Source organism: Microbulbifer aestuariivivens, assembly GCF_039545115.1.
GTDB classification, from domain to species: Bacteria; Pseudomonadota; Gammaproteobacteria; order Pseudomonadales; family Cellvibrionaceae; genus Microbulbifer; species Microbulbifer aestuariivivens.
Genome location: NZ_BAABRT010000019.1, coordinates 1 through 25,769 on the forward strand (window position 1 = coordinate 1; position 25,769 = coordinate 25,769).

Consider the following 25,769-nt stretch of genomic DNA (forward strand, 5'->3'; position numbering starts at 1 on the left):
CAGTTCGGGTATGACAAGGTTCGCTATCGCGGTTTGGCGAAGAATACGAATCGACTGTATCTGCTAGCGGGCTTTACCAATCTGCTGCGGGCAGATTCATATAGGACGACATAACGGGATAACTCCGTCTGGAGTTTGCTGAAAAGCAAATTCCGGACGGAAAACAGAGGAATACACAGGGGGCTTCCACCCCAGAAGCCAATAAATAGAGGCTTCGGAGAGCGGCGTGGAAATTCATGAGTTGTTCAGAGCTTCCCTAGGACACCCTGGCCACGCCAGCGGGTCTGCGATCGGACAGCAGCCATTGCCACAGTTGCACGTTGCGGGCGCGGAATGCGCCGGCGCATGAGAGCAGGTAGTAGCGCCACATGCGGTAGAAGCGCTGGCCGTATTGCGCCGCGAAATTATCCCAGTGTTTTTCGAAATTTTCGTGCCACGCCAGCAGAGTGCGGTCGTAGTCGCAACCAAAATTGTGCAGGTCCTCGCATACCAGCAGGTCGTCTGCGGCATCGCTGATCTGTCCGGCGGAGGGCAGGTCGCCATTGGGGAAGATATATTTATCGATCCACGGGTCGGGAGGCGAGCGTCGCTCGTTCTTGCCGATGGTATGCAGCAGTAACAACCCTTCCGGTTGCAGGCAGCGCCTGGCTACCTGCATAAATGTGCGGTGGTTTCTGCGGCCAACGTGTTCGAACATGCCCACGCTGGCGATACGGTCAAAGCGCTGGCGGAGGTTGCGGTAATCCTGCAGGTGCACGGTGATGGGAAGGTGACCAAAGTGTTCCTCGATATAGGCGCACTGCTGCCGCGACACGGTAACGCCCACACAGTCGACGCCATAGTGCTCGGCGGCGTAGCTTACCAGGCTGCCCCAGCCGCAGCCGATATCCAGCAGGCGCATGCCCGGTTGCAGTCCCAGTTTGCGGCAGATCAGGTCCAGCTTGGCGGTCTGGGCATCTTCCAGATTGTCCGCGGCTTTCCAGTAACCACAGCTGTAGGTCAGTCGGGTGTCCAGCATGGCGCTGTAGAAATCGTTGCCGAGATCGTAGTGGCGCTCGCCCACCTCGAAGGCGCGTCGGCGGCTCTGGCGGTTGACCAGATAACTGCGCAGCAGCCGCAGGCCATCCCGCCAGAAGCGGGTGTGCTCGGAGAGGTCGATGCGCAGCAGGCGGTAGAAAAACTGGTCCAGCGCCGGCACATCCCAGTCGCCGCGCATGTAGCTCTCGCCAAGGCCCATACTCTGGCGGGCGGCGATCTCGTCCAGCGCGCCGCGCTTGTGCAGGCGCATATCCCATGGTCGGTCACCGTTGATACGGATATCCGCCTCTGCCAGTACCTCCTCAACCAGATGCTGATGGCCTCGCTGGGAGGCCGCCGACAACGATTGTCGCTGCTCACTTTCCATCGAAGACTCCCTGTCGAGCGTGGGCTGGGCGTTCAGAGCCCTTCATCGTTGAAGTCCGTTTGCCTACGCAGTCTATTTAGTACAGCATTGCCCAAAATACCCCGATTCACCAAAATCCACCCCGCAAATTCAACGACCGGAAGCCCCTTCATGCCCATCCTGCTGTTGCTGTTTATTGCCGTGCCAATTCTCGAGATGTGGTTGCTGATTACCGTCGGCGGCGAGATCGGCGCCCTGCCCACCATTGGTCTTGTACTGCTGACCGCGGTGGTGGGACTGGCCCTGCTGCGGCGACAGGGCCTTTCCACCGTGCTGCGGGCGCAGCGGAAAATGCAGGCGGGCGAATTGCCCGCGCGGGAGATGGCGGAAGGCATCTTCCTTGCGGTCGGCGGTGCGCTGCTGCTGACCCCCGGCTTCTTTACCGATGCCCTGGGCTTTGCCTGCCTGATACCCGGTGTGCGCCAGCTGCTGCTCGGGCGTCTGCTGCGCCGTGTGGTGGTGATGCGCGGCCCCGGTCCCGGCGGCCAGTACGGTCCCCGGCGCGGACCGGCTGAAGACAGTGACATCATCGAAGGGGAGTATTCCCGCGAGGATCGCCGGCGCATGCGCGATGAGCGGGACTCCGGCGAAAACCGCAAGTAGCGGCCCATTGCCGATTAAAGAGTGACCAATTCAGGGCCGCCAGCAAGCTGCGGCCTTGAAATCCCACCCGCAGCGCAGTTTTTTTTCATTTTGCTGTTGAAATCCCTTCCCCCGCCCTTAGATAGGGTGCACGCAGAATTTTGCCCACCCCTCGCAGTAGGGAAGGGCGCAAAGACCGGCGGCCTCCGGGCCAAGGGTTGTTCATTTTGAAAACCTTAAGAAACGACTCATTGGAGAGCCTATCCATGAAAATTCGTCCTTTACACGATCGCGTCGTAGTACGTCGTAAGGAAGAGGAAGAGAAGTCCGCTGGTGGCATCGTGCTGCCGGGCGCAGCCAAGGAAAAGCCCAACCAGGGTGAAGTGGTCGCCGTGGGCGAAGGCAAGTTGCTCGACAGCGGCGAAGTGCGCGCGCTGGCCGTGAAAGTAGGCGATACCGTGGTGTTCGGCCGTTACGCCGACAGCAACACCCTCAAGGTGGACGGTGAAGAGCTGATCATCATGAGCGAGAGCGACATCTACGGCGTGCTGGAAGGCTAAGCCCATCGCTGAAACCAACGCACAGACAGAATTGAGGAATAAGAATCATGGCAGCAAAAGAAGTTAAATTCGGTGACGACGCCCGCCACAAGATGCTGGCTGGTGTAAACATCCTGGCAGACGCCGTAAAAACCACCCTGGGCCCCAAAGGCCGCAACGTGGTACTGGACAAGTCCTTCGGCGCCCCGACCGTGACCAAAGACGGTGTTTCCGTAGCCAAGGAAATCGAACTGAAAGACAAGTTCGAGAACATGGGCGCGCAGATGGTGAAGGAAGTTGCCTCCAAGGCCTCCGACACCGCCGGTGACGGCACCACCACCGCGACCGTACTGGCGCAGGCGATCGTTACCGAAGGCCTGAAGTCCGTCGCCGCCGGTTTTAACCCGATGGACCTGAAGCGCGGTATCGACAAGGCCGTAGCCGCCGCGGTTGACCATATCGCCACCCTGGCCACTCCCTGTGAAGACAGCAAGTCCATCGCCCAGGTCGGCACCATCTCCGCCAACAGCGACGAGAGCGTAGGCACCATCATTGCCGAGGCAATGGAAAAAGTTGGCAAGGAAGGCGTGATTACCGTCGAGGAAGGCCAGTCTCTGGAGAACGAGCTGGATATCGTGGAAGGCATGCAGTTCGATCGCGGCTACCTGTCTCCGTACTTCGTCACCAACCAGGAAAACATGACCGCCGAGCTGGACAGCCCGTTCATCCTGCTGGTGGACAAGAAAATCTCCAACATCCGCGACCTTCTGCCGCTGCTGGAGCAAGTCGCCAAGGCTTCCAAGCCGCTGCTGATTATCGCCGAAGACGTGGAAGGCGAAGCGCTGGCCACTCTGGTTGTGAACAGCATGCGCGGCATCGTCAAGGTTGCAGCCGTTAAGGCGCCGGGCTTCGGTGACCGTCGCAAGGCCATGCTGCAGGATATCGCTATCCTCACTGGCGGCACTGTGATCTCCGAAGAAGTGGGCATGGAGCTGGAAAGCACCACCCTGGAGCACCTGGGTACCGCCAAGCGTGTCACCCTGTCCAAGGAAAACACCGTGATCGTAGACGGTGCTGGCGATGTCAAAGATATCGAAGCGCGCGTTAAGCAGATCCGCGCCCAGATCGAAGAGTCTTCCTCCGACTACGACAAAGAAAAACTGCAGGAGCGCGTTGCCAAGCTGGCCGGTGGTGTTGCAGTGATCAAGGTTGGCGCCGCCACCGAAGTCGAAATGAAAGAGAAGAAAGCCCGCGTTGAAGACGCCCTGCACGCTACCCGCGCTGCGGTGGAAGAAGGCGTTGTTCCTGGCGGTGGCACCGCTCTGATTCGCGCCGTGCAGTCCATCAGCGTCACCGGTGACAACGAAGACCAGAATCACGGTATCGCCGCTGCCATGCGCGCCATGGAAATGCCGCTGCGCCAGATCGTTGCCAACGCTGGTGACGAGTCCTCTGTAGTGGTGGACAAGGTCAAGCAGGGTTCCGGTAACTACGGCTACAACGCTGCCACTGGCGAGTACGGCGACATGCTGGAAATGGGTATCCTCGACCCGGCCAAGGTAACCCGCTCCGCACTGCAGGCGGCGGCTTCCATCGCCGGTCTGATGATCACCACCGAAGCCATGGTTGCGGATATTCCGGAAGACAAGCCGGCTGCTCCAGACATGGGCGGCATGGGTGGCATGGGCGGCATGGGCGGCATGATGTAAGCCGGCCTTTCAGCCTAGCCAAGGCCTGTTCAGGGCCTATGCAGAAAAGCCCCGCAAACGCGGGGCTTTTTTTGTGCGTAAAAAGTCGCCTGTCGAACTTCACACCGTGAGAGACTGGATAAACTCCCCGGAACGAAAGCCTCCCCTCGGCCCTGTGGCGCTGTCCAGCGGAGAGGGAGGGTGGGATAAAAGGCTGCGACGCCAAAGGCCATACAAAGCCGATGAAATTGACAGTAAAAAAGGGGTAAATAAGCCGGTGAAAATAGCAGCGCGAGGCGAACAATGAAAAAGGTCGCCCTGTTTGTCGATGTGCAGAATGTCTATTACACCACCCGCCAAGCCTTCCAGCGCAACTTCGATTACAACAAGTTCTGGGCCGAGGTGACCCGGGGCCGGCAGGTGACGAAAGCGATCGCCTACGCTATTGACCGCGGTGACCGGCAGCAGCGGGCTTTCCAGAATATTCTGCGCGCAATCGGCTTCGAGGTAAAACTGAAGCCCTATATTCAGCGCTCGGATGGCTCCGCAAAAGGCGATTGGGATGTGGGCATCACCATCGATGCACTGGAATTCTGTGCGGATGCCGATGTCGTGGTGCTGGTTTCCGGCGATGGTGACTTCGACCTCCTTGCCGAAAAGCTGCGTGTCGATAAAGGCAAGGTTGTGGAAGTCTACGGCGTGCCCGCATTGACGGCGGCCTCGCTGGTGAACGCCGCCAGTGTGTTTGTTCCTATCGGGGATGAGTTGCTGCTGGGCTGAGCCAGCTGAATTGCAATACCTTAAACAGCAGCGCGCCGCGCCAGGTTGTTTGTAGAGCCCATGCTCGCGCTGCGGCACAGAAGTCTGCTCAGGGTCAGGATCGGGCTCAGGATCGGGCTCAGGGCCGGGTAGGGATCGGGCTCGAGGCGGCGCGAGGTGCAAGTCGCGCGGATAGACGTTAATAGCGGCAATCAACAGGCTCGCAATAAAAAGGGCAGCGTCAGTTGACGCTGCCCTTTTTGGACGGCTGCAACCAATCTGGCTGAACCGTCTTTTCGGCAGTGGTTACTGCGCGGGTTCAACCTGGTGTCTGGCCCGGTGTTCGGCCAAAACCTTGCCTGCGCCCACCTCAAACTCGCTCAGTGCCTCCATGATCCGTACCAGGCAGTTGTCCCGCAGGCTTTCCAGCTCGCGGATGGAGTGGTCACCGGCCTGTTCCTGCGTACCTTCCACCATGCGGTCGATCAGCTGGTCGTTGAGCTCCGGCGCCTCCAGCTTGGTCCACGGCAGTTTCAGGGCCGGGCCGAACTGTTCCAGCATATGGCGCATACCGGTTTCCCCGCCCGCCAGGTGGTAGGTGAGGTTGGTGCCCATAAATGCCCAGCGCAGGCCCGGACCATAGGTGATGGCCTGATCCAGTTCGCCGGTGGTGGCCACGCCGTCATTGACCAGATGCAGGATCTCCCGCCACACCGCTTCCAGCAGGCGGTCGGACAGGTGTCCGTCAATTTCGTTGCGCACGTGCAGGGGGTGCATGCCAATGTCCTTGAAAAAGGCCATGGCCCGCTCGATGGTTGCATTGGAAGTCTGCTCTCCGCCCACCACTTCCACCAGCGGCAGCAGGTAGACCGGGTTGAACGGGTGGCTGACTACGAAGCGTTGCGGCGCCGTCATTTTTTGCTGCAGTACCGAGGGCTTGAAGCCGGAAGTGGAAGAGCCGATCAGAGCATCTTCCGGTGCGGCACGGCTGATCTCGGCCAGCAGGTCCACCTTCATGGCTTGCCGCTCCGGCGCGTTTTCCTGAATAAAGAAGGCCCCCTCGCAAGCCTCGGCCAGGGTGCTGGCAAAGTGCAGGTTGTCTTTGCTGGCATTCGCCGCCAGCCCGACTTTTTCCAGTGCCGGCCAGGCGGTGTCGATGCTCTCGCGCAACTTGCGCTCGGCGTCCGCACCCGGGTCCCAGGCGATGACCTTATGGCCGTTTGCCAGCAGTCTGGCCACCCATCCCGCACCGATGACGCCGGTGCCGATCACGGCTGCATGTGACATATTTTCCCCCTCAGCTCTGTTTGTTCAGTTTCAGACGCTCGCGGGTTTCCGCGGGCGTGGCCACGGAGCCGCCGAGTATTTCGACGATGCCGGCCGCTTTTTCCACCAGCTGCGCGTTGGTGGCCAGTTGCCCTTTCTTGAGGTAGAGGTTGTCCTCCAGTCCCACACGCATATTGCCGCCCATCAGCATCACCTGGGCGGCCATGGGAAACTGGTGGCGGCCGATGCCGAAACCTGCCCACTGCGCACCAGCCGGCAGGTTGTCCACCATGGCTTTAAGGGTGCCGAGTTCTGGCGGCGCGCCCCAGGGTATCCCCATGCAGAGCTGGAACAGGGGCGGGTCGTCCAGCAGCCCTTCCGCCAGCAGCTGGTTGGCGAACCAGAGGTTGCCGGTATCAAAGATCTCCAGTTCCGGCTTGACCCCCAGTTCCTGCACGCGCTTGGCGCCGGCACGCAGCATTTCCGGCGAGGAGATGTAGACCAGATTGTGGTTGCCGAAATTGAGCGAGCCACAGTCCAGGGTGCAGATTTCCGGGCGCAGTTCCTCGATGTGCTGCAGGCGTTCCAGGCCGCCCACCACATCGGTGCCCTCGGCAAAGTCCATCGGGTTTTCGTCCGGACCCAGCAGCAGGTCGCCGCCCATGCCGGCGGTGAGGTTGATCACCACGTCCGTATCGGACTCTCGAATGCGCTCCACTACTTCGCGGTAAAGTTCGGTGTCGCGACTGGGTGCGCCGGTCTCGGGGTCGCGGACATGAATATGCGCCACGGCAGCCCCGGCCTTGGCCGCGGCAATGGCGTCATCGGCGATCTGCTTGGGTGTCACCGGTACATGGGGGCTTTTATCTGTGGTGGCGCCGGCGCCGGTGAGGGCGCAGGTAATAATGACGTTTTGATTCATCGACATCAGCTCCGGATTTCTTAAGCTGGCGCCAATGCTAATGATCGCGGGCAAAATGGCTCCCGCAAAGCCGCAGGGTACTTTCGCTTTTCCGACAAGCGGGGTTGGGCAGGGCTGCACAGGGCGGTGTGGAAACGGCTCAGGCGTCCGTGCGGCCCCGGTCGCGGCTGGGGCTGAGGCCGAATTCTGCCCGGTAGGCGGAACTGAAATACGCGGCGGACTGAAAACCGCAGGAAATGGCGATATCGAGTACCGTCATGTCGGTCTGGCGCAGCAGCTGGCGTGCCCGCTCCAGGCGCAGGCGGCGGTAGTAGCGCTTCGGCGGAGTGCCGACTTCCCGTTTGAACAACCTTTCCAGCTCCCGCGTTGAGGTCTCTGTCCGCTGCGCTATCTGCTGCACGGTGAGCGGGCTGGCCAGGTGCTTCTCCATGATCTCCGCAGCCTTGATCAGCCGCCTGTTGGTGGTGTTGAGGCGCCCGCGAAGACTCATCCGCTGCGCGTCGTCCGCGCTCTGCACAAAGTTGTAGGTGAACTGCTCGGCCACCGCATTGGCAAGCTGATGCCCATGGCTGGCCTGGATGATATTGAGCATCATGTCGAGGCTGCTCAGACCACCGGCAGCGGCCACATGGCCCTCCTCGATCATGAACCGCTCCGGCACCACCTGAATGGTGGGGAAGCTCTCCTGAAAGCCGCTGCTGGACTCCCAGTGCACGATGGCCTTCTGCCCGTGCAGCAGTCCCGCCTTGGCGAGGATATGGGCCCCGGTATCCACACAGCCGAGGTTGATCCCGTTCGCTGACAGCCTGCGCAGGTCGTACAGCAGGCTGTCTCCACAGCCCTCGAGCGGATCAAAGCCGGATACCACGATGATGGTCTGGTATTCGCTGGGGCAATCCGACAGGGAGCAGGAAACCTCGAAAGGCACCCCATTGGAGGCTTGCACCGGAAGCCCATTCCCAGACAGAAAGGTGAACTCGAACAGTTGCCTGCCCGCCGCGCGATTGGCAACCCGCAGTGGTTCGGAGCAACAGGCCAGGGCAAAGAAGGAGAACTGCGGGATCAGCAAAAAACCGATATGCACCACTTCACTGTGCCCAAACCGGGGAGGCTGGGGGGTGTCCTGGCTCCCCGGGGTGTGGGAATGATCGGTCATGTCGCAATCAATAAACTAAGCATCGCATTTCATAAAGTATATGCCGGGGCAGGCAGTAGCATATCCATCTCTTTAGACCTCTAAGGTTTTCGGGGTCGTTCACATCAAATCAACAAGTGGAAGATAAATGCGAACAGTTAATAAGCCCGCCACGCCCCTTATCCAGTCGAAGCCTCTGGCCAAAGCAATTTCGACCTCTTTGGCCATTGTGCTGAGCCACAGTGTAATGGCCCAAGAAGCCAGAAATGAACAAAAATCTACGGCCCTGGCGCTGGAGGAAGTGACCGTTACCGCTCAGCGCAAGGCGCAGAACCTCCAGAGTGTCCCCATTGCCGTTTCGGCGTTCAGCGGCGAGGCCATGGAGCGCGGTAACATGTTGAATGTGGAGGATGTTTCGGCGATGACGCCGGGCTTCTCCCTGTCCACTTACAACCCGGTGACACCGCAGCCCTACATTCGCGGTGTGGGTACCAACTCAAGCTCCGTTGGTGACGATGCCTCGGTCGGTGTGTTTATCGACGAGGTTTATGCCGGGCGTGCCGGTGGTTACAGCGCGGACATGTTCGACGTGCAGCGGGTAGAGGTGCTGCGTGGCCCGCAGGGTTCACTGTATGGGCGCAATGTTGCCGGCGGCGCCATCAATGTGATCACGAATAATCCGACGGAATCCTTTGAGGCCAAAACAAAACTCACCTACGGCAACTACAACCTGGTTGAATTGCGCGGCATGGCCAGCGGCCCGCTGGCGGACAATGTCAACGGCCGTATCGCCGTCTCCCAGCGCCAGCGCGACGGCTGGATCGAGAATGTCGCCAGCGGAGAAGAACTGGCCAACCAGGATAACCTCTCCGCCCGGGGCAAGCTGGATATCACTCTGGGAGACAACACCGACCTGCTCCTGAGCGCGGATTATGCCCGGGATGATCTGATCGGTTCCGGTGCCCGTGCCTTCGATGGTTACGAGGAGATGACACACCCCACCGAGAAAGACGCGGATAAAGTGGACCTTTTCCTCGACGGTTACGCCGAGCGCGAAATGCACGGCTTTTCCGCCAAGCTGACCCACGCCATCGGCGACATGGACCTGGTTTCCATTACCGCCTACCGCGCACAGGATTATGTTTTTGGCGATGACCTGCTGGGTCGTTATCTAACCGCCGCCAATGCCGCTTTGACCAACGATGCCGTGGAAGAATCCAGTCAGTTCACCCAGGAGCTGCGCCTGCAGTCCGCTGGCGACAAACTGGACTGGACGGCCGGTGTTTACTTCTTCCAGGAAGAGGTGGAGCGCGAGGAAAGTTTCGATTCCACTCTCGTCTATGAAGCCATGGGCATGGCCGGACTGGGACTCACCTCCCGCCCGGTGTGGGACGCCACTAACGAGACCACCAGCTACGCGGCCTTCGGTGAGGCGACCTATATCTTCACGCCTGCCTGGAGTGCGACACTCGGTGGGCGTTATACCTACGACAAGAAAGAATTTGCCAGCAGCGCCAGTGGCGCGCCGGACCTGTTTGGCTTCCTGTCCGAGGACTACGCGGTAACGGCGGACAAAAGCTGGAGCAAGTTCACGCCCAAGGCCACCCTGACCTACACCACCGAGAATGCGGATATCGTTTACGCGACCGTGTCTGAAGGTTACAAGGCCGGTGGCTTCAATGGCATCGCCGCCACCGAGCAGGGCGCCACCGTGGCATTCAATCCCGAGAATGCCATCAACTACGAGCTTGGCTTCAAAACCAGCCTGCTGGATCAGCGCGTGCGTTTTAACGGAGCCATGTTCTTCCTCGACTACACCGATCTGCAGAGCTTTACCGTTGACCTGGGAACCGGGCAGGTGAAAACCGCCACAGGCGATGCCGAGATCAAAGGCATGGAGCTGGAAGCCACCGCCTACCTGACCGAAGGCCTGCGGGTCGGTCTGAACTACGGCTATACCGATTCCGAGTACGTGCGCTTTGACTCGCGCCCGGAAATTGTTGGCAACAGCCTGGCTCGCACGCCGGAGCAAACCGTTTCCGGTAACCTCAACTACGAGTGGCTGCTGGGTAACGGCTCCGCCATTATTTTCAATGCCAACGCCATGTATCAGGACGAGGTGTTCTACAGCATTGAGAACACCGCCGCAGCCGGTGACGATGCCCGCACTCTGGTCAACGTCAATGTGACCTGGGACAACTACGAGGGCCTGGAAGTCGCCCTGTGGGGCAAGAACCTGACGGATGAGGAATACCGAGCGCACTCCTTCGAGCAGTCCGGTATGGCTTTCTATATACCCGGTGAACCTCTGACCTGGGGTCTCAGCGTCTCGCGGGACTTCTTCTAATCAGGTCGTAATCAGGTCGAACCTACCCGCTGGTGTTCACCGCGCGTGAACACCGGCCAAGATTTCCGGTGAGAATATGCAAATGAACCCATCACAGCCGGGGCCAAGGCTGGACCTGCCGGTGTTTCTGCCGGCGTTCGGCATCGCGATTCTGGTTGCCAGTTTTCTGCTGTTGATGCCACAGCAGGCGGAACTGTGGGCGAGCGAGATGATGTCGTTCGTCACCAGCCGGTTCGGCTGGCTGTTTGTGATTTTTGGCTTCGGTACTTTTGTTTTTGCCCTGTGGCTCGCCTTTGGCCGTTTCGGGCAGGTGAAACTCTCCCGTACCGATGAGCCGCCGGAGTACTCGGAGCTGAGCTGGGCGGCGATGATGTTTTCAGCCGGTATCGGTATCGGCCTGGTGAGCTGGTCTTTTGTCGAGCCCATCTATTACCTTTCCACGCCGCCGCTGAATATCGAACCCCACTCGGCGCGCGCGGCGGAGTGGGGGCATATGTATGCGCTGTTCCACTGGAGCTTTGTGCCCTGGGCGCTGTATGCCGTGCCGTCGGTGGCTGTCGCCTACATGCTGTATGTCAGCAAGCGGCCCTTCCTGCGAATCTCCGAAGTCTGCCGGCCTTTATTGGGCCGCCATGCCGATGGCTGGGTTGGCAAAGTCATCGATACCCTGATTATCCTCGGTCTGATCGGCGGCGCCGGCACCTCGCTGGGGCTGGGGGTGCCGCTGGTCTCCTCGCTTACCACTTCGTTGCTGGGCATGGAGGAGTCTCTGCTCACGCAGCTGGCGGTGATCGGCGTATGGACACTGATCTTCGCGGCCAGTGCCTATAAGGGTCTCAAAGCCGGCATTCGTATTCTCAGTGATATCAATATTTACCTGGCTATCCTTGTGGTCGTAGTGGTGTTGCTGGCCGGGCCCACGGTTTTCATCCTGACCATGTCCGCCAACAGCCTCGGCCTGATGCTGGATAACTTTACCCGTATCAGTTTCTGGCTGGACCCGGTGCGCCAGGGCGGCTTCCCCGATGCCTGGACGCTGTTCTACTGGGCCTGGTGGATTGCCTATGCACCCTTGATGGGGTTGTTCTTTGGCCGTATTTCCCGCGGCCGTACCATCCGCCAAATGGTGCTGGGCATATTGCTGTGGGGCAGCCTGGGTTGTATTTCCTTCCTGAGTATCTGTGGCGCCTATGCGCTGGAGCTGGAAATTTCCGGCACGCTTGAAGTCACCCGTCTGCTGGATGAACAGGGCATACCGGCAACGGTCGTGGCGATTATTGAAACGCTGCCTTTCAGTCAGCTGTTGCTGGCGGCCTTCACGCTGCTCAGTTTTGTTTTTCTCGCCACCACGCTGGATTCATCGGCATACGTGCTGGCCAGTATCAGTACCCGCAACCTGTCGGGTGAGGATGAGCCAGCCAAGGCGAACCGCCTGGCCTGGGCTTTCGCGCTGGCGGCCGTGGCGATCGGCCTGCTGTTCGCCAACGGCCTCGGCACCGTCAAATCCCTGACCATCATACTGGCGCTGCCGCTGACAATGATCCTGCTTGTGCTGTTCCGCGCACTGCTGCGGGTGCTCAATAGCGATTTCGGCCAGCAGGTGCGCAAGAGCTCACTGGTCATTCAGCCTACTAATGAGGAATCTTGGAAATGATGAGAGTTTTATTACTGCTGGGTTTATTCATCAGTGCCCCACTATTGGCCGGCGATAAAAGTCGCGAAGAACTGGAAAGCGTGGTGGAAGAAGGCTCACTGGAGAGCTTTGTTGCCAGAGCCGTCGCCCACGCCAAAGCCACGGTCAAGCCCACCAGCATGGACGCCATCAGCAGGGAGTTGCGCCCGTTTGATCAGGCTTACTTCCCGCAGTCCGAGAAGCCGGTACCCACGGTGCTGTTCTTTCACGGTTGCAGTGGTCCCACAGCCAGCCATGAACAGGACTGGGCCAAGCGCTTCAATGAGGAAGGGGTCGGTGTTATTGCGGTGGACAGCTATGAGGGCAGGGGTATCGACTGGCAGCGGGCCTGTAATATGCAGGCGATGACTCCGTGGCAGCGCTCCGCGGATATTCTTGCCACCATAGAGGACGTCAAGCAAGACCCCAGGGTCGATGCGGAGCGACTCTACCTCGCGGGCTTTTCCCACGGTGCCGTTACCATCTGGGCGGCACTGGCGCAGGCTTCCAGTGAGACCGCCCCGATAGGCCTGCCACAGTGGCCGCAGGTCGACTTTGCGCGGCACGTGCAAGCCGCCTTTATGTTCTACGGCACCTGCATGCAGCCCTGGAGCGTGGATGTAGACGCGGTGGCGTTTTTGGCGGAAGACGACCGTTATATCCAGGAGGAAGTCTGCCAGGCTTACCTGCCAAACCACCCGGGGGAGGCCGGCACCTTCAAACTGAAGTTGTACGAAGGGGCTACCCACACCTTCGACCATGCAAAGCCCAACCAGGCCAACATTGAAGCGGGTTCCAAATACGACCCTGCCGCCACGGAAGATGCCTGGCAGACCATGCTGGCAGTTATCAAGGGAGACAACTGATGGCGGCTGTCAGAACCTTCTCCGGTGTTGCGCACACCTGGCTGTGTGATGAGATGGGCCACATGAACACCCGCAATTACGTGGGGATGTTTGATGACGCCATGCAGCACTTCATGCTGATTCTGGGTCACAATGCCATGGTGGACGGTGAGCGTCGGCTCGGCTGGGCCGATGTGCGCCATGAAATTGACTACCGGGCAGAGGTTCCCGAGGGCGCACTGGTGCATGTGGAATGCGAAACGCTGCGCGTCGGCAATAGCTCCATTACCTATCGCCAAACCCTTATCCTAAGTGAAAAGAATGAAGTGGCGGCGGAGAATACAGCCACCTCGGTGCTTTTTGACTTAAAGCAGCGCTCGGCCACAAGCATTCCTGATGTGATGCGGGAAAAGGCCAAAGCCTTTATGGCAGAAGCCGCTGAATAACACCACAGCGCCATCCTGATCAAAGCCCCGCATATGCGGGGCTTTTTTGTTTCCGGCTGATCGGAATGCTAGAAGATGATCTTTCCGGCCTTTAACAGACATGAAGGTCTAAAAGACGCGTTGTATGATGAACAGGGTTTGCTCATATTAAGCCTGTCGTTACCGGCAATGTCCAAGTGGTATGAGCACCCTTAAGCTGAAATTCAGCAGAAAGGTGCTCTGGCATTACTTATGGATCATGAGTTCGGTGAGGAATCTGCCCATGATGAGGTTAGGTTATTGCCCAGTACGATCAGTTTACTGAGTTCGTCTTTGTAACCTCCGAGGTCAGAAACACATTCAGCTAAAGAAATGGTCCCGGTACCCAGCTTGGAATTCAGTACGTTCAAGGAGAGAGAGCAACCACTGAGTTGGGTTTCCAGGGTCTTAAGCTTTTCGATCAGGTCGTCGGCGTGTCGATCCAGTAGTGACACCTGATTGGAAATGAACGAAAAGCTTGTTAGCTCACTGGAGATCTTCGCCTGCTCAGTGATGGCAGCGCTGAGTTCTGCCACGTCGGTGCTGGCTTTTTTGTATACGCTTCCCTCCTGTACCTCTTCCAGCTTTTCCTCAGCTTGTTTTTGCACATCTTTCAGCTTGGAGGAAGCCGAAGCCTTAACCTGATCGACAATCACGGCGCTAAATTGTCCGGAGATGGGGATTTGAGATGACACATAATCCAATCCCACGGACAAGTTCTCCGTGATAATGGCCCCCAAAACGTCAAAGGATTGGTTCGAAATTGTGCTCACGTCTTGGTTTACAGCTGTTTGGAGAGCCAGGATGATTTTTTGGATTTGCGCTAGCTTGCCGTTGGGGCCATCGTACTCTTCTGCCACCTTGGGTGCGCAGACTTGTTCCAGTACCGCCGCCGTTGTTCTCAAACTGGCGTCCAAAAACTGCTGAAATATATGACGCGTAGAGCTCACAGAACCCGCCCAAGTCGTCAATTGCGTGATGATCGTTTTCAGGGTCTTCTGAACCTCGTCGGCTGAAGTGGAAGCCGAAACGTTTTCCAGTAATTTACCCATATCTGTGGCGTAGCCAGAGACATTAGTGACTAGCCCCATGATATTTTGGTTGTAGGTTTCGATTAGGGCTTTGCAGCTCTGCTGAAAACGCACCTGCTCGGTCGCCACTTCGGGCACCAGCGCGAGATTCACGGTGGGTTGTGAAATGATCAGTTGGGCTGCGTTACCACAGGTGGCGGCGTTGGACGTAGTTGCTATAAAGCTTGCGCACAAGTCGGGAACCTGGGTGCTGTGGACACTTTGGAGCAAGTATCCGAGGTGGTCCAGCGGTGCGGGGGTGGCCATAAGGGCTGTTATCTGGCTGCTGGTGCTTGAGCTTCCCATCATCACCGTGAGGCAGGTTTCAAGATACTTCGAATTGGTTTTCCAGTAGCGGCTTGCCTGACCGTTTTCGCTGGCCTCCAGGGGTTTTAGATAATTGGCGGTACTTTGGAATTGCGCGCTGACCATCTCGACACTGCTCAGTAACTGCACCGCTTTGAGCGAGAGAGAGCTGGCGACCGAGTGAACCGTGGTCAACCAGGTGAGTTGAGCGCTCAGAGGTTCTAATTTGGACTGGTCCGTAGCGAGCGCACTCTGGTCCGCGCTCAGCTGGTTCTGCCAGTTGCGCAGCTGCTGGCCATAGTAATTATTATCGGTATTTTCGCCTTGCTCGGATGGGCATGGACCGGGGTTAGGGGGTGCTGGCGGATTGGCCTTGGCTTGCTGGATTTGTGCGCTCAAGCTGGACATGCTGCTGTTTAGTGCATCGATAGCGGACTGGTCGGAATTCTTGAGCTGGGTGATGTCACCCAGTGCCGATGTGGCTGCCGTCATCAAGGTGCCAACGTCCTGTTTGGCGGCATCCCCAGAGGTCAGGTCGTTGTGAAGAGCCTGAACAACATCGGCGATGTCCTGAACTGCACCGGCGACCCAGGCTGCACTCTGACCGGAGCTGGCGGCTTGTTTATCAATGGCTTGAAGAGTGGGGAGCCATTTAGAACCGATGGTCGATAATTCATTAATCAGGCTGTCGACGGAGGTGACGGCGGGCGTGATGGCCGTGATGGTCTGGGTGAGATCAGCGACTCCATTTGCCACGACTCCGCTGCTCAGTGTGGCTGCCTGCTTGAGCTTGGCGGCATCGGCCTTGATCGTGCTGAGCTGAGTGGACAAGGCCACTACATGTGGGTTGGGAGTGAGTTCTGCATTGCTCAGGCGCTGGGGTGGTGTGCTGGTCAAAGTTGGTAGGGACGCGGCAAACAGTTGGGCTGTTCCCCCCTGTGATGAGAACTTGGTTTTCGGTGGGACCCCATGAGCATTGGACGGAGGTGTTTGTGGGGTCAGGTTTCCAATTTTGTTTATCAGTGAGCTGGCTATTTTTTGCGCCGACTGCCACTGGGTGTTGGCCGCATCGATATCGACGGCGATGAGGTTGTTCGGGTTTTTCACAACGCCCCCTGACTCCGGCAGCTCTTTGACCGCCTGATCTGCCCAGTTCAACAGATTGGTCAAATTGCTCGACATCAATCCAAAGTCCGTTTCAATAGACTCAGCGATCGATGCTGCATTATTGGTTGCGTTGATCAGGGATTTGAATTGCAGTTTGGCTGCCGCCGAAGCTGCGATGACCTGGTTCAGCTGGCTGATTTGCGTTGTGTACTTTTGAATCTGCTCGACGTCGTGGACCATTATCAGGGCCGAGTCGATGATGAGGCTCGTGCCCCCCAGGATGAAGATGACGGGCAGTACAAAAGCAGAGGCAGCGCCGTCGGTGGCAATAGCCAGGGCGATCCCCACTGATCCAGCGCCGATGGCAACCACTCCGCCAACGCAGGACCCAATGGCGCTCTCGTAGCTTGAGTGATAGGCGGCAAGCAGTTTCTGGTCAGCCTCAATAGTGGCTTCCACTGGTCCGGTATTAAGGCCGGTGTAGGCGTTGTCCAGATTGGTGAATACAGCTCCAAGGGCAGGTGTCGTGGGTGCGCTGGTCGCGTTGCCATTCACAAAGAGGTCTAGGGCCTTCTTTGCCGTGGTCGCCTGACTGGAGGTCATCTGAGCACTTTTTTGCAGTGCATTTACGTCAGAGTAGAAGCTCAACATCTCGGCTTTGGTGACAACCTGATGCTGTTCAATTTTTTTGGCCGTTGGCAACAACCTTTGGGTAAGCATATTGGATATGGTTGACGCGGAGGAGATGTTGGTGACCATATCGAACACAAGAGGCTGAACATTTTCCTGCCAGTTGGTAGCGACTCCTTTGGCTGACTGTAGGGCAGCTTTGAATTGGTTGAGTGATGCTGTTTCTTTGGCCGTTGCGTCTGAGGGTATTTTGACAGACCCGGCGGCCAAAATAGAAAAGGAATAAGCTGATAGGCTGGTGAGATGCCCGGCCAGTGTGGTGATATTACCTGGGGCGTTCTTTCCTGGTCCGAGGTTTCCAGAAGGCACGGCTGTTTTTGGTGGGGCTGCGGTAGCTTCCATGATTTCCATCCTCAAGTGGTTATCGAGAAAATGTTAAAGACTCGGTCTGTATAGTTTCTCGGGAATTTATTTTTATGGCTGTTTCCAGGTGAAGCTTTTCTTTTTGTGAGTCAGCTTCGCGGGTCACTGTAACTCACGAAAAAACCCCAATCTATTTCAAATTTGTTGCCTTGGTTTTGCGTCGTTATTTTGATGTGTGATGGGTTCTACATATTTTGCATTTATGCAGTTTAGGGTGGCTTGTATTCTGTGTTGTATGTTGCATTTTGTGATCGGTTTGACAATCTGAAAAAATTTGATGATCACCGTATTTGTGTCTTGATTGCAGTAATTTCACATGCCATTTCTGATGGTAATTGTTGAAATAAAAAGTGTTTATGGTGATGTTTTCGTTGTGGTTTTTTGCTTGGTTGTTCGTTTTTCCATGATTTATCTGTTAAGCATTTATATTTTTGTCATGGCTGGCCTGCTTTTTGTACGTCCGTACGGTTATTCTCTGGTCTGCTCTGGCCGGTGCTATTTCTTTCGGCTTCTTCATTTTTTCACTTTCATCGTCGCCAGAAGAATTTCTCGCCTTGTTTTGGCTCGCGTCGATCGTGCTCATGTCACGGGGCGCTGGGGCTGATATGCCGCTGGGGTTGATGAGGCATGGTATGTCGCTTGTGTCTGGTCAGTCGCTGTCGCGCTGAATATAATTTCCTGTTTAATCTCAGGGGTATTGGTAAAATGGCCTTATTGCATAAGGCAATATTTTGAGTGTGGAAGGTTAGTGGTCGGATAGTTGTTTAGTTGTTTAGTTGTTTAGTTGTTTAGTTGTTTAGTCGCTTAAGTGTTTAGCCGTTTAGATGGTTGCCTGGTTGCCCTGGGTCACTCTTCGTCTCGTTTCGCCTGGCCGCGCCTGCACGGCGGTGGTTAATGCTTTTCTCTCATCGGCTTGTTACTTGATATGAGATGCACTTGATATGAGATACATCGTATTTTTCTTTTTGGTTTTCTCGAGTGCTGCGCTTGCGCAAGTTGATCTTGTCAAGGTGGATAAGTCAGCGCGCAAGCTCTATCTGATGGATGGTGGTGCAGTTGTGCAGGAGTACGATGTTGCTTTCGGAGCAAACCCAAAAGGACATAAGCAACAGGAGGGCGATGAGCGGACACCGGAAGGTGTATATATCCTGGATTATAAAAAAGAGGATTCCGCGTTTTATCGTGCCATGCACGTAAGCTATCCCAACGCCCAGGATAAAGCCGACGCAAAGGAGCGCGGTGTTTCTCCGGGCGGTTTCATCATGGTTCATGGCCAAAGGAACTGGTTGGGGTGGTTGGCGCCAATTACTCAGCGGTTCAATTGGACAGACGGGTGTATTGCACTTACAAACGCGGAAATGGATGAGTTCATGGATTTGGTTCAGGTTGGTACCGAGATCCAGATTGAATGGTAGGGATGCGTCAAACGCATCAACGGGGCCGGGTTATTCTGCTTGGCGGTACAAGTCGGCTTTTTTCAGCGTTAATCCACCTTTGCTACACGCGTTATCTGGTAGACAAGTTATTTGGTGGACAAGCTATTTGGAAGGCACGTTATTTGGAATACAGATTATATAGTGACGTGTTGGCCTAACGCTGCGGTGTGCCATGGTCGCAAAGGTAACTCCCTGACCATGCAAGAGTCTTTTGCTGCGCTGATTAACGCGAGCGGTTCAGCCAGGGCGATTCAACTAGAGCGGTTCAACCCGAGCGGTTCAACCCGAGCGGTTCAAGGTAAGCGATTCAATGCGAGCGGTTAAATAAGCGTCGCTTAAAGCGAGCTGGCCGGCCAGCTCTGGGAGTGGCCTGTCAGCTCTTTCTGCAGTACCCCCCCTTCAATCTTTGCGCTCCACGCCCAGTTCGCCGAGGGTTCTGGCAATATCTTCAGCACTGGTGGCGGGTTTGATATCGCGGTCAACCTTGAGGATGCGGCCATCCTTGCCAATGTAGAGGGTGACTCGTTTGGCCACATTCACTACCGGCATCAGTACGCCGTAGGCCTTGGCGACCTTGCCTTGCGGGTCGCTGAGCAGCGGGAAGTCGGCTTGCTGTGCTTCGGCGAATTCCTTGTTGGTTTCCAGCTCGTCGGTGCTGGCCATAAAGTATGCGACGTTGTAGTCGCGGATCAGGTGTCCCTTTTCAGCCAGAGATTTGCATTCGATGGTGCAGCCCTTGGTAAAGGCTTTCGGGTACCAGGCGATGACCACGGCTTTATCGCCTTTGTAGTCGGCCAGCCGGTGGGTTTTACCGTCGGACCCCGGCAGGCTGAAGTCCGGTGCCGGGTCGCCGGCTTCCAGAGCGGCCAGGGGCAGACTGAGCATGCCGGCGAGTAAGGCGGCTAGGAAGCCGAAGCGTTGTTTCATGGTTGTTGCCATCTTGATGCCCATTCTTGTATCCGTCTTTCTATGCATGTTTATCCCCGGTGTCGTATCTCTTTGCGTAAGCGCCATATTGATTTGCCGGGCTGCTGCCACTCACTTTAATGGTGGAGGGCTGGGTCAGCCAGCCGTTGCAGACCTGAGGTTTTACCATTTCACGGAGTCGCTGTCCCGCCTGCCTGATACGCAATGGTCGCCGATGCCGGATCAGGGGGGCTGTATTTGCCCCTGATTGACGGCGCTTGCTGGCCGCGGCGGCAGAGTGAGGCGGGCTGCGCAGTTTTCGATATGCGCCGTGGGCAAAAGGCGCTATAAACGCGCAAGAAAACCGGAGCGGCCGGAAGGGTGCCACAGTTGCAAGGGGGCGGCATTGGAGCGATTCGAGGATTTTATCGACCTGTTAAAGGTACTGGTGCGCAGCCCCAGCGTGGTTGGCGCGGAGCATTCTTTCTTTCGCGTACTGCAGCGTGAGCTGGAGGAGCGCGGCGCTCAGGTTGCCTGGTATGAGGGGGTGCTGGTGGCCCAGGGCAGCCGCCCTCACTCGGCGATGTTCTCGGCCCATATCGATCGCCACGGACTGATCTGTACCGGCCCCAACGAGTTCCAGTATGCGGCCTTCGTGGCCGGCCGCCGCTCGGACCTGTTGGGTAACTCGGTGTCGGAAAAGCTGATGATGAAAATCGTCGACCGCTTTCCCGGGATACCGGTGATGGCCTACGACCCCTGGTCCGGCTCCTATCGCGGCTCCGGGGTGATCGAAAGGGCCTACGTGTGTGAATACCGCAATAACCTGATTTTTGTGGTGAATGGGCTCGAGCATCTGGAGGCGGGGGCGCCGCTGGCTTTTACCGATCGGCTGAGCCTGGAAGACGGTATTCTCAGTGCCCAGCTGGACAATGTACTGAGTGCCGCGCACCTGGTGCACCTGTTTGCCCTCGGCTTTCAGGGCACCGCATTCTTCACTGCCGCGGAAGAGGCCGGCAGCAGCTGGCGCTACCTGCTGGAATGGTTCCGTCGCTTCAACGGCGCTACCAACCGCCTGGTGGTGGTGGATACCAGCCCTTATCCGGACCGCAAGACCGCCGACAGCCAGCAGGTGGTGTTGCGCCACCGGGATGCCAATGCGCAATTTCATCCCGGCACCACCGAAGAGCTGGAGCGCCTGTGTCGCCTGGAGGGGATCAGTTTCAGTTACAAAGATGACTATATAGAAGAGCAGAACTTCCTGAGCGCGGGGAGTGGTGCGGAGCCCCAGTCTCTGGGCAGTACGGAGATGGGGCGAATCGTGGCGGCTTCCGGGGGATTTGTGCAGGGGACGACTTTGCAGATACCCACTACCGGCTATCACACCATGAATGAGTCGGCGAGCCTCGCGGCGAATAGCGGTTTCAGTCGCTTGATGATGCGTTTTTGCCGCGAGTCCGGTGCCCTGTGATCGCCTGATTATGGTGCCGGCCGGGCAGCACCGCTTGCATACTGGGCTCTGATGACACCGATAGCGCTGATGGCTCCGATAGCGCTGATGGCACTGATAGCGCTGATGGCTCCGCTGCATAATCGGCTGCGAAAGGTGTTTTAGCGGATCAGTGAGCGGGGGCGTGGGTCGTCGGTCGTGTGGGGTGTGAGGTGTGAGGTGTGAGGTGTGAGGTGTGAGGTGTGAGGTGTGAGGTGAGGAGTGTGGGGTGAGGAGTGTGTGGTGTGTGTGGTGTGTGTGGTGTGTGTGGTGTGTGTGGTGTGTGTGGTGTGTGTGTGGAGTGAGGCTAATAAATTGACGAATACAGCGGTGGCGGGTAACACGGCGGCACTCGGGAGTGTCGCTCTCTGTCCGCCAGGACAGGGGTGAGGTCGGCTCTCTTTCCATTGTTGACGATTGTTGGCAATCGCTGACGATGGCTTGCGGCCCTGACGATTCTGGTGTGCCCTGTGTCTTGAATTGCTCTCGTCGCTATCCTGGCCCTTGTCCTGGGCATTGTCCTAGTCCTTGTCTTCGTCTTGGTCATTGTCCTCGTCAGAGTCCTCTTTATTGTCCTCTGCATGGTTCTGGTCCTTGCTTTCTTCGCTGTCTTCCTCGTGTTCCTCACCCTCGTTTTTTTCCGGCTTTTTCGATTGCTCCGAGAGAATCTCGCCGGTATTGGGGTTTACTTTCAGTTTGACCGGCTTGCCCTCCTTGTAGGCTTCGATTTCCCAGCGCTCATCGTCGAGAGAGACTTCGACAATCGGTGTGTAACCCCGCTGCTCCAGCGCGGTGAGGACGGTGGACAGGGCCATGGCCCCGGGGGGCGGCTTGTCATCGGCGGCAGCGGCCAGTGGCAGTATTGCGGCAGTGAGTGTGAGCGCCAGCCAGAGTGCGTGCTTCATGGTGTTCCCCTGATTCAGCGGCAGGTGTCAGTTGCCGGGGCCGGCGTGCCGGCCCCGGTTGCAAGAGGGCGTCCAAAGTGGGCGCGAAGATTACTGGCTGCCGAGGTTGCCGAGGCGCTGCTCCATCATGCTGCACCACTCGGCGCTGCCGCCGTCAGGGCCGTGGGCGCCATCGCCACCGGTCAGGCGGTCCATGGCCACATACCAGTCGTCAGAGCCCACTTCGGGCATGCCATCACCGTACCACTCTGCAATCATGGCATCGGCACCGGGGATGGCGACGACTTGCGCTTGCACCCATTCGAACCACTCCGGGGTGCAGGTTTGCCCTTCACTGGATTGGCTATCTTCAGCCGAGGCGCTATCGCCGGTTGTGTCATCGCCAGTCGCGCTATCGGTGGTGTCCCCGGGCGTGCCGCCATCCTGGCTGGGTTCGGTGACTTCAATATCCTCTTCCACCACTTCCGCGTTGGCGGGATCGTTGGTGTCAGTCTTCTGGCCGCAGCCGAACAGGGCCAGCGGCATGAGCAGGGCGATCAGCGATAAATAACGGTACATACGAGACATAAGACACCTCATCGATGTGTTTTAAGGGCGCCCCGGCACCATTTGCCGGGGCGTTGTATTTGCCCTAAGCATAGGACGAATTCCGCGATTGTGGAGATGATAGGGTCGGGCAATGCGGATGACGCACGACGATAATGTTTACAGACGCTGATCCGGGCTGAGACCGGCTGTTGCGGCGGACCGGGGCGGGTGTTCCGGGCGGTTGACTTCTCCCCGTGCAAAAATGAGAATCCTTCTCAAATTAACCAGGCCGTCAGGGATTTTCGATGCTTTCAAGAGTTCTCGCTAAAGGCTTTTTCTGCTTCACCGTGGCCGCTGCCCTGCTGGGCTCCGCCCTGAGCAGTACCGCCGCCGAGCAGGTGAATATCTATTCTTACCGCCAGCCGTTTCTGATCCAGCCGGTACTGGATGCGTTTACCCAGGAGACCGGTATCGAGACCCGCGTGGTATACGCCAGCAAGGGACTGGTGGAACGCCTGGCCCGCGAGGGGCGCAACAGCCCGGCGGATCTGGTGCTGACTTCCAATACCAGCAACCTGATGCAGCTGGTGAACGAGGGGCTGACCCAGCCGGTGGACAGCGCAGTGCTGGAAAAGAATATTCCGCCCCAGTTCCGCGCCGAGGATGATCACTGGTTCGGCCTGACCACCCGCGCCCGCCTGATCTACGCTTCCAAGGAGCGGGTGCGGCCGGGTGAAATCACTACCTATGAAGAGCTTGCCGATCCGAAGTGGAAAGGGCGCATCTGCACCCGCAGTGGCAAGCACCCCTACACCCTGTCGCTGATCGCGTCGATGATCGCCCATCACGGCGAGGAAAAAACCCGGGCCTGGCTCGAGGGAGTCAAAGCGAACCTGGCTCGCAAGCCCCAGGGCAACGACCGCGCCCAGGTCAAGGCCATCAGTGAGGGGGTGTGCGACCTTTCACTGGGCAACAGTTATTACTTCGGCAACATGATTACCAATGAAGAAGAGCCGGAGCAGATCGAGTGGGCCAAGTCGGTAAATCTCATATTCCCCAATCAGCAGGGTCGCGGTACGCACATGTTTATTTCCGGTGCGGCGGTCACCAAGCACGCCCCGAATCGTGAAAACGCGGTCAAGCTGCTGGAATTTTTGAGTGGTGAGCCGGCACAGTTCCTGTACGCGGAGAAAAACTTCGAGTTCCCGGTACGCCCGGGTGTGAAGCGCTCCGAGCTGATACAGGAGTATATGGGTGAGTTCAGGGAGGATGATCTGAGCCTCACGGAAATCGCCACCTATGTGCCTGCGGCGTCAAAGCTTGTCGATGAGGTGGCCTTCGATTTCTGATTGTGCCCCATTCCATAAAAGTCTGCGGGCGCTCCCCGCAGGCTGGCACTGGTTCGGTATTGCACCGGTTTGACAGTGTATCGGTTCGATCGCGCGTTACCTTGAAAATGGCTCCATGAAGATTGCTCCTTAAGGCATTGGCTTTAAAAAGCCTGCCGGTTGTGAGCCATTGTGCGCACATCCTATGTGTGCCGCTTTAAGAGTGCCGCGCCATCTGTGTTTTATGCATGAGCGGGAATCTGCTATGGGGTTCACCCCTTCCTCTGGCCGCTGGTTCTGGACCGTACTGGTGATTGCGCTGCTGGTGGCGCTGCCGGTGCTGTCGGTGTTCGTGCTGGCTTTATTCCCCGAGGAAAATATCTGGGGCCACCTGTGGGACACGGTGCTGCTGCATTACATCAGCGCCACCCTGACCCTGGCCTGCGGCGTTGCCCTGTGCACCCTCGTGACCGGTGTGGGCGCCGCCTGGCTGGTGAGTATGTGCCGCTTTCCCGGGCGCGGCTTTTTCGAGTGGGCCCTGCTGCTGCCCTTCGCCGTGCCCGCCTATGTGATCGCCTATGTCTATACCGACCTGCTGGAATACGCGGGGCCGGTGCAGCAGTTTCTGCGCGGCGCCTTTGGCTGGCAGACGGCCCGGGATTACTGGTTTCCGGACATTCGCAGTATGGGCGGCGCCATCACCATGCTGTCGCTGGTGCTCTACCCCTACGTTTACATGCTCGCCCGCGCCGCGTTTCTCGAACAGTGCGGCAGCATCCGCGCCGCCAGTCGCTCACTGGGCTGCACGCCCTGGCAGAGCTTCCTGCGGGTTTCCCTGCCCATGGCCCGGCCCGCCATTGCCGTGGGTCTTTCGCTGGTATTGATGGAAACCCTGAATGATTTCGGCACCGTGGATTTCTTCGCGGTGCGCACCCTCAGTGTGGGTATTTACGATACCTGGCTGAGCCGCGGCAACCTGGGCGGCGCGGCGCAGATTGCCTGCAGCACGCTGGTATTTGTGGTGCTGCTGGTGACGCTGGAGCGCATCGCCCGGCGCCGGCAGCGGCACTTTGTGCCATCCCCGGGGACCAGGCAGCGCCGCTATCGCCTGCGAGGCGGGCGCGCTATCTTGGCGACGCTGTTCTGCGCGCTGGTGCTGACGGGCGGCTTTGCGGTGCCATTGGCGGTGCTGCTGCAGTATGCGCTGGGTAATTTTGCCAGCTACTGGACCGATGACTTTCTCTCCATCGCCCGCAACAGCCTGCTGCTGTCGGCCGCGGCGGCACTGGTGACGGCGGGGCTGGGCCTGCTGCTGGCCTACGGCAAGCGCCTAGAACCGGGGCGTACGGTGCGGGTGCTGGTGGGCTTTTCCAAGCTGGGGTATGCCATGCCGGGAGCGGTGATGGCGATCGGGGTGATTATCCCGCTGGCGGCTTTCGACAATACCCTGGACGACTTCGCCCGCCGTTATTTCGACACTTCCACCGGGCTGCTGCTGTCCGGAACCGTGTTTGCGATCCTTTTTGCCTACAGCGCGCGCTTTCTCGCTGTCTCCACCGGCGCTATCGAGTCGAGTCTCGACAAGGTGACTCCGTCCATGGACCGGGCTTCACGCTCGCTGGGTCGCAACAGCTGGCAGACCCTGTGGGCGGTGCACCTGCCGCTGGTGCGCGCGGGCATTCTGAGCGGCGCCATCGTGGTGTTTGTGGACTGCATGAAGGAGCTGCCGGCCACCCTGCTGTTGCGCCCGTTCGGCTTCGATACCCTGGCCACTTATGTGTATCAGTTCGCTTCCGACGAGATGCTGGAGCGCTCGGCGCTGGGGGCGCTGCTGATCGTGCTGGTGGGGCTGCTGCCGGTGATATTGCTGAGCCGCGCCATGGGTGGGCGTGAAGACGCCCCTGAGACTCAGGCGGCGACAATGGCGGAGCTGCCCAGCACCGCCGCCATGGATTGAATGCAGTTCCCTCACAGGCTG

The 25,769-nt window shown here is 58.0% G+C and carries 21 protein-coding genes and 1 pseudogene; 14 read left to right on the plus strand and 8 right to left on the minus strand.

The annotated features are described in order from the left end of the window. A pseudogene (locus ABEA58_RS14415) lies at nucleotides 1-114 on the plus strand (IS5/IS1182 family transposase); the annotation flags it as partial. A 142-nt stretch (nucleotides 115-256) separates the two neighbouring features. Here the strand turns inward: ABEA58_RS14415 and cfa are convergent. Next, nucleotides 257-1,405 (minus strand): cyclopropane fatty acyl phospholipid synthase, encoded by a 1,149-nt coding sequence (cfa, locus tag ABEA58_RS11290; RefSeq protein WP_345551585.1) that lies wholly within the window; start codon nucleotides 1,403-1,405, stop codon nucleotides 257-259. 150 nt (nucleotides 1,406-1,555) lie between these two features. Between cfa and ABEA58_RS11295 the strand changes: the two genes are divergently transcribed. The 4 genes from ABEA58_RS11295 (at nucleotide 1,556) to ABEA58_RS11310 (ending at nucleotide 5,033) form a co-directional block, all read left to right on the plus strand. Then, entirely contained in the window at nucleotides 1,556-2,047 is a 492-nt protein-coding gene (locus ABEA58_RS11295; protein ID WP_345551587.1) for an FxsA family protein, read from the plus strand. A 245-nt stretch (nucleotides 2,048-2,292) separates the two neighbouring features. After that, nucleotides 2,293-2,586 carry a co-chaperone GroES gene (locus ABEA58_RS11300; RefSeq protein WP_345551589.1) on the plus strand — a complete coding sequence of 98 codons (294 nt, stop codon included), beginning with the start codon at nucleotides 2,293-2,295 and terminating at the stop codon, nucleotides 2,584-2,586. Between the two features lie 47 nt (nucleotides 2,587-2,633). Further along, the gene (groL, locus tag ABEA58_RS11305) at nucleotides 2,634-4,274 is read left to right on the plus strand and encodes a chaperonin GroEL (RefSeq protein ID WP_345551591.1); all 1,641 of its coding nucleotides are present in this window, start codon (nucleotides 2,634-2,636) and stop codon (nucleotides 4,272-4,274) included. Between the two features lie 282 nt (nucleotides 4,275-4,556). Further along, entirely contained in the window at nucleotides 4,557-5,033 is a 477-nt protein-coding gene (locus ABEA58_RS11310) for an NYN domain-containing protein (RefSeq protein WP_345551593.1), read from the plus strand. A 285-nt stretch (nucleotides 5,034-5,318) separates the two neighbouring features. On the opposite strand, the gene ABEA58_RS11315 is transcribed toward ABEA58_RS11310, so the two are convergent. From ABEA58_RS11315 to ABEA58_RS11325, 3 genes are all read right to left on the minus strand, one after another. Beyond that, a complete protein-coding gene (locus ABEA58_RS11315; RefSeq protein WP_345551595.1) occupies nucleotides 5,319-6,299 on the minus strand; it encodes an L-carnitine dehydrogenase in 981 nt (326 codons plus the stop codon). A gap of 10 nt (nucleotides 6,300-6,309) precedes the next feature. After that, on the minus strand, nucleotides 6,310-7,206 hold the full coding sequence (locus tag ABEA58_RS11320) for a beta-keto acid cleavage family enzyme (protein ID WP_345551597.1): 897 nt from the start codon (nucleotides 7,204-7,206) through the stop codon (nucleotides 6,310-6,312). A 133-nt stretch (nucleotides 7,207-7,339) separates the two neighbouring features. Beyond that, nucleotides 7,340-8,356: a GlxA family transcriptional regulator gene (locus ABEA58_RS11325; RefSeq protein WP_345551599.1), complete on the minus strand. Its 1,017-nt coding sequence runs from the start codon at nucleotides 8,354-8,356 to the stop codon at nucleotides 7,340-7,342. Between the two features lie 127 nt (nucleotides 8,357-8,483). On the opposite strand from ABEA58_RS11325, the gene ABEA58_RS11330 reads away from it, so the two are divergent. The 4 genes from ABEA58_RS11330 to ABEA58_RS11345 all read left to right on the plus strand — a co-directional run bounded on the left by ABEA58_RS11330 (nucleotide 8,484) and on the right by ABEA58_RS11345 (nucleotide 13,645). Then, nucleotides 8,484-10,682 carry a TonB-dependent receptor gene (locus ABEA58_RS11330; protein WP_345551601.1) on the plus strand — a complete coding sequence of 733 codons (2,199 nt, stop codon included), beginning with the start codon at nucleotides 8,484-8,486 and terminating at the stop codon, nucleotides 10,680-10,682. Nucleotides 10,683-10,764: 82 nt separating this feature from the next. Next, nucleotides 10,765-12,336, plus strand: a complete 1,572-nt coding sequence (locus tag ABEA58_RS11335) for a BCCT family transporter (RefSeq protein WP_345551602.1) — start codon at nucleotides 10,765-10,767, stop codon at nucleotides 12,334-12,336. Continuing rightward, on the plus strand, nucleotides 12,333-13,220 hold the full coding sequence (locus tag ABEA58_RS11340; RefSeq protein WP_345551604.1) for a dienelactone hydrolase family protein: 888 nt from the start codon (nucleotides 12,333-12,335) through the stop codon (nucleotides 13,218-13,220). Before ABEA58_RS11335 ends, ABEA58_RS11340 begins: the two co-directional genes overlap by 4 nt. Continuing rightward, nucleotides 13,220-13,645, plus strand: a complete 426-nt coding sequence (locus ABEA58_RS11345; protein WP_345551605.1) for an acyl-CoA thioesterase — start codon at nucleotides 13,220-13,222, stop codon at nucleotides 13,643-13,645. Before ABEA58_RS11340 ends, ABEA58_RS11345 begins: the two co-directional genes overlap by 1 nt. Before the next feature lie 236 nt (nucleotides 13,646-13,881). Here the strand turns inward: ABEA58_RS11345 and ABEA58_RS11350 are convergent, their stop codons facing one another. Further along, nucleotides 13,882-17,178 (minus strand): hypothetical protein, encoded by a 3,297-nt coding sequence (locus tag ABEA58_RS11350; RefSeq protein WP_345551607.1) that lies wholly within the window; start codon nucleotides 17,176-17,178, stop codon nucleotides 13,882-13,884. A gap of 337 nt (nucleotides 17,179-17,515) precedes the next feature. Between ABEA58_RS11350 and ABEA58_RS11355 the strand changes: the two genes are divergently transcribed. Both ABEA58_RS11355 and ABEA58_RS11360 read left to right on the plus strand, forming a co-directional pair. Beyond that, nucleotides 17,516-17,803, plus strand: coding sequence for a hypothetical protein (locus ABEA58_RS11355; protein WP_345551608.1), 288 nt, complete (start codon nucleotides 17,516-17,518; stop codon nucleotides 17,801-17,803). A 337-nt stretch (nucleotides 17,804-18,140) separates the two neighbouring features. Beyond that, on the plus strand, nucleotides 18,141-18,614 hold the full coding sequence (locus ABEA58_RS11360) for a L,D-transpeptidase family protein (protein ID WP_345551610.1): 474 nt from the start codon (nucleotides 18,141-18,143) through the stop codon (nucleotides 18,612-18,614). A gap of 420 nt (nucleotides 18,615-19,034) precedes the next feature. Here ABEA58_RS11360 and ABEA58_RS11365 read toward each other — a convergent pair whose 3' ends face one another. Then, nucleotides 19,035-19,610 (minus strand): peroxiredoxin, encoded by a 576-nt coding sequence (locus ABEA58_RS11365; protein WP_345551612.1) that lies wholly within the window; start codon nucleotides 19,608-19,610, stop codon nucleotides 19,035-19,037. 337 nt (nucleotides 19,611-19,947) lie between these two features. On the opposite strand from ABEA58_RS11365, the gene ABEA58_RS11370 reads away from it, so the two are divergent. Next, a complete protein-coding gene (locus ABEA58_RS11370; RefSeq protein ID WP_345551614.1) occupies nucleotides 19,948-21,012 on the plus strand; it encodes a peptidase M42 in 1,065 nt (354 codons plus the stop codon). 539 nt (nucleotides 21,013-21,551) lie between these two features. Here ABEA58_RS11370 and ABEA58_RS11375 read toward each other — a convergent pair. Continuing rightward, nucleotides 21,552-21,935 (minus strand): PepSY domain-containing protein, encoded by a 384-nt coding sequence (locus ABEA58_RS11375; RefSeq protein WP_345551616.1) that lies wholly within the window; start codon nucleotides 21,933-21,935, stop codon nucleotides 21,552-21,554. A 90-nt stretch (nucleotides 21,936-22,025) separates the two neighbouring features. Continuing rightward, nucleotides 22,026-22,502 carry a hypothetical protein gene (locus ABEA58_RS11380; protein WP_345551618.1) on the minus strand — a complete coding sequence of 159 codons (477 nt, stop codon included), beginning with the start codon at nucleotides 22,500-22,502 and terminating at the stop codon, nucleotides 22,026-22,028. A 266-nt stretch (nucleotides 22,503-22,768) separates the two neighbouring features. Between ABEA58_RS11380 and ABEA58_RS11385 the strand changes: the two genes are divergently transcribed. Both ABEA58_RS11385 and ABEA58_RS11390 read left to right on the plus strand, forming a co-directional pair. Further along, nucleotides 22,769-23,812 (plus strand): Fe(3+) ABC transporter substrate-binding protein, encoded by a 1,044-nt coding sequence (locus ABEA58_RS11385; RefSeq protein ID WP_345551620.1) that lies wholly within the window; start codon nucleotides 22,769-22,771, stop codon nucleotides 23,810-23,812. A 244-nt stretch (nucleotides 23,813-24,056) separates the two neighbouring features. Further along, a complete protein-coding gene (locus ABEA58_RS11390) occupies nucleotides 24,057-25,748 on the plus strand; it encodes an ABC transporter permease (protein WP_345551621.1) in 1,692 nt (563 codons plus the stop codon). The last annotated feature ends 21 nt before the right edge of the window (nucleotides 25,749-25,769 follow it).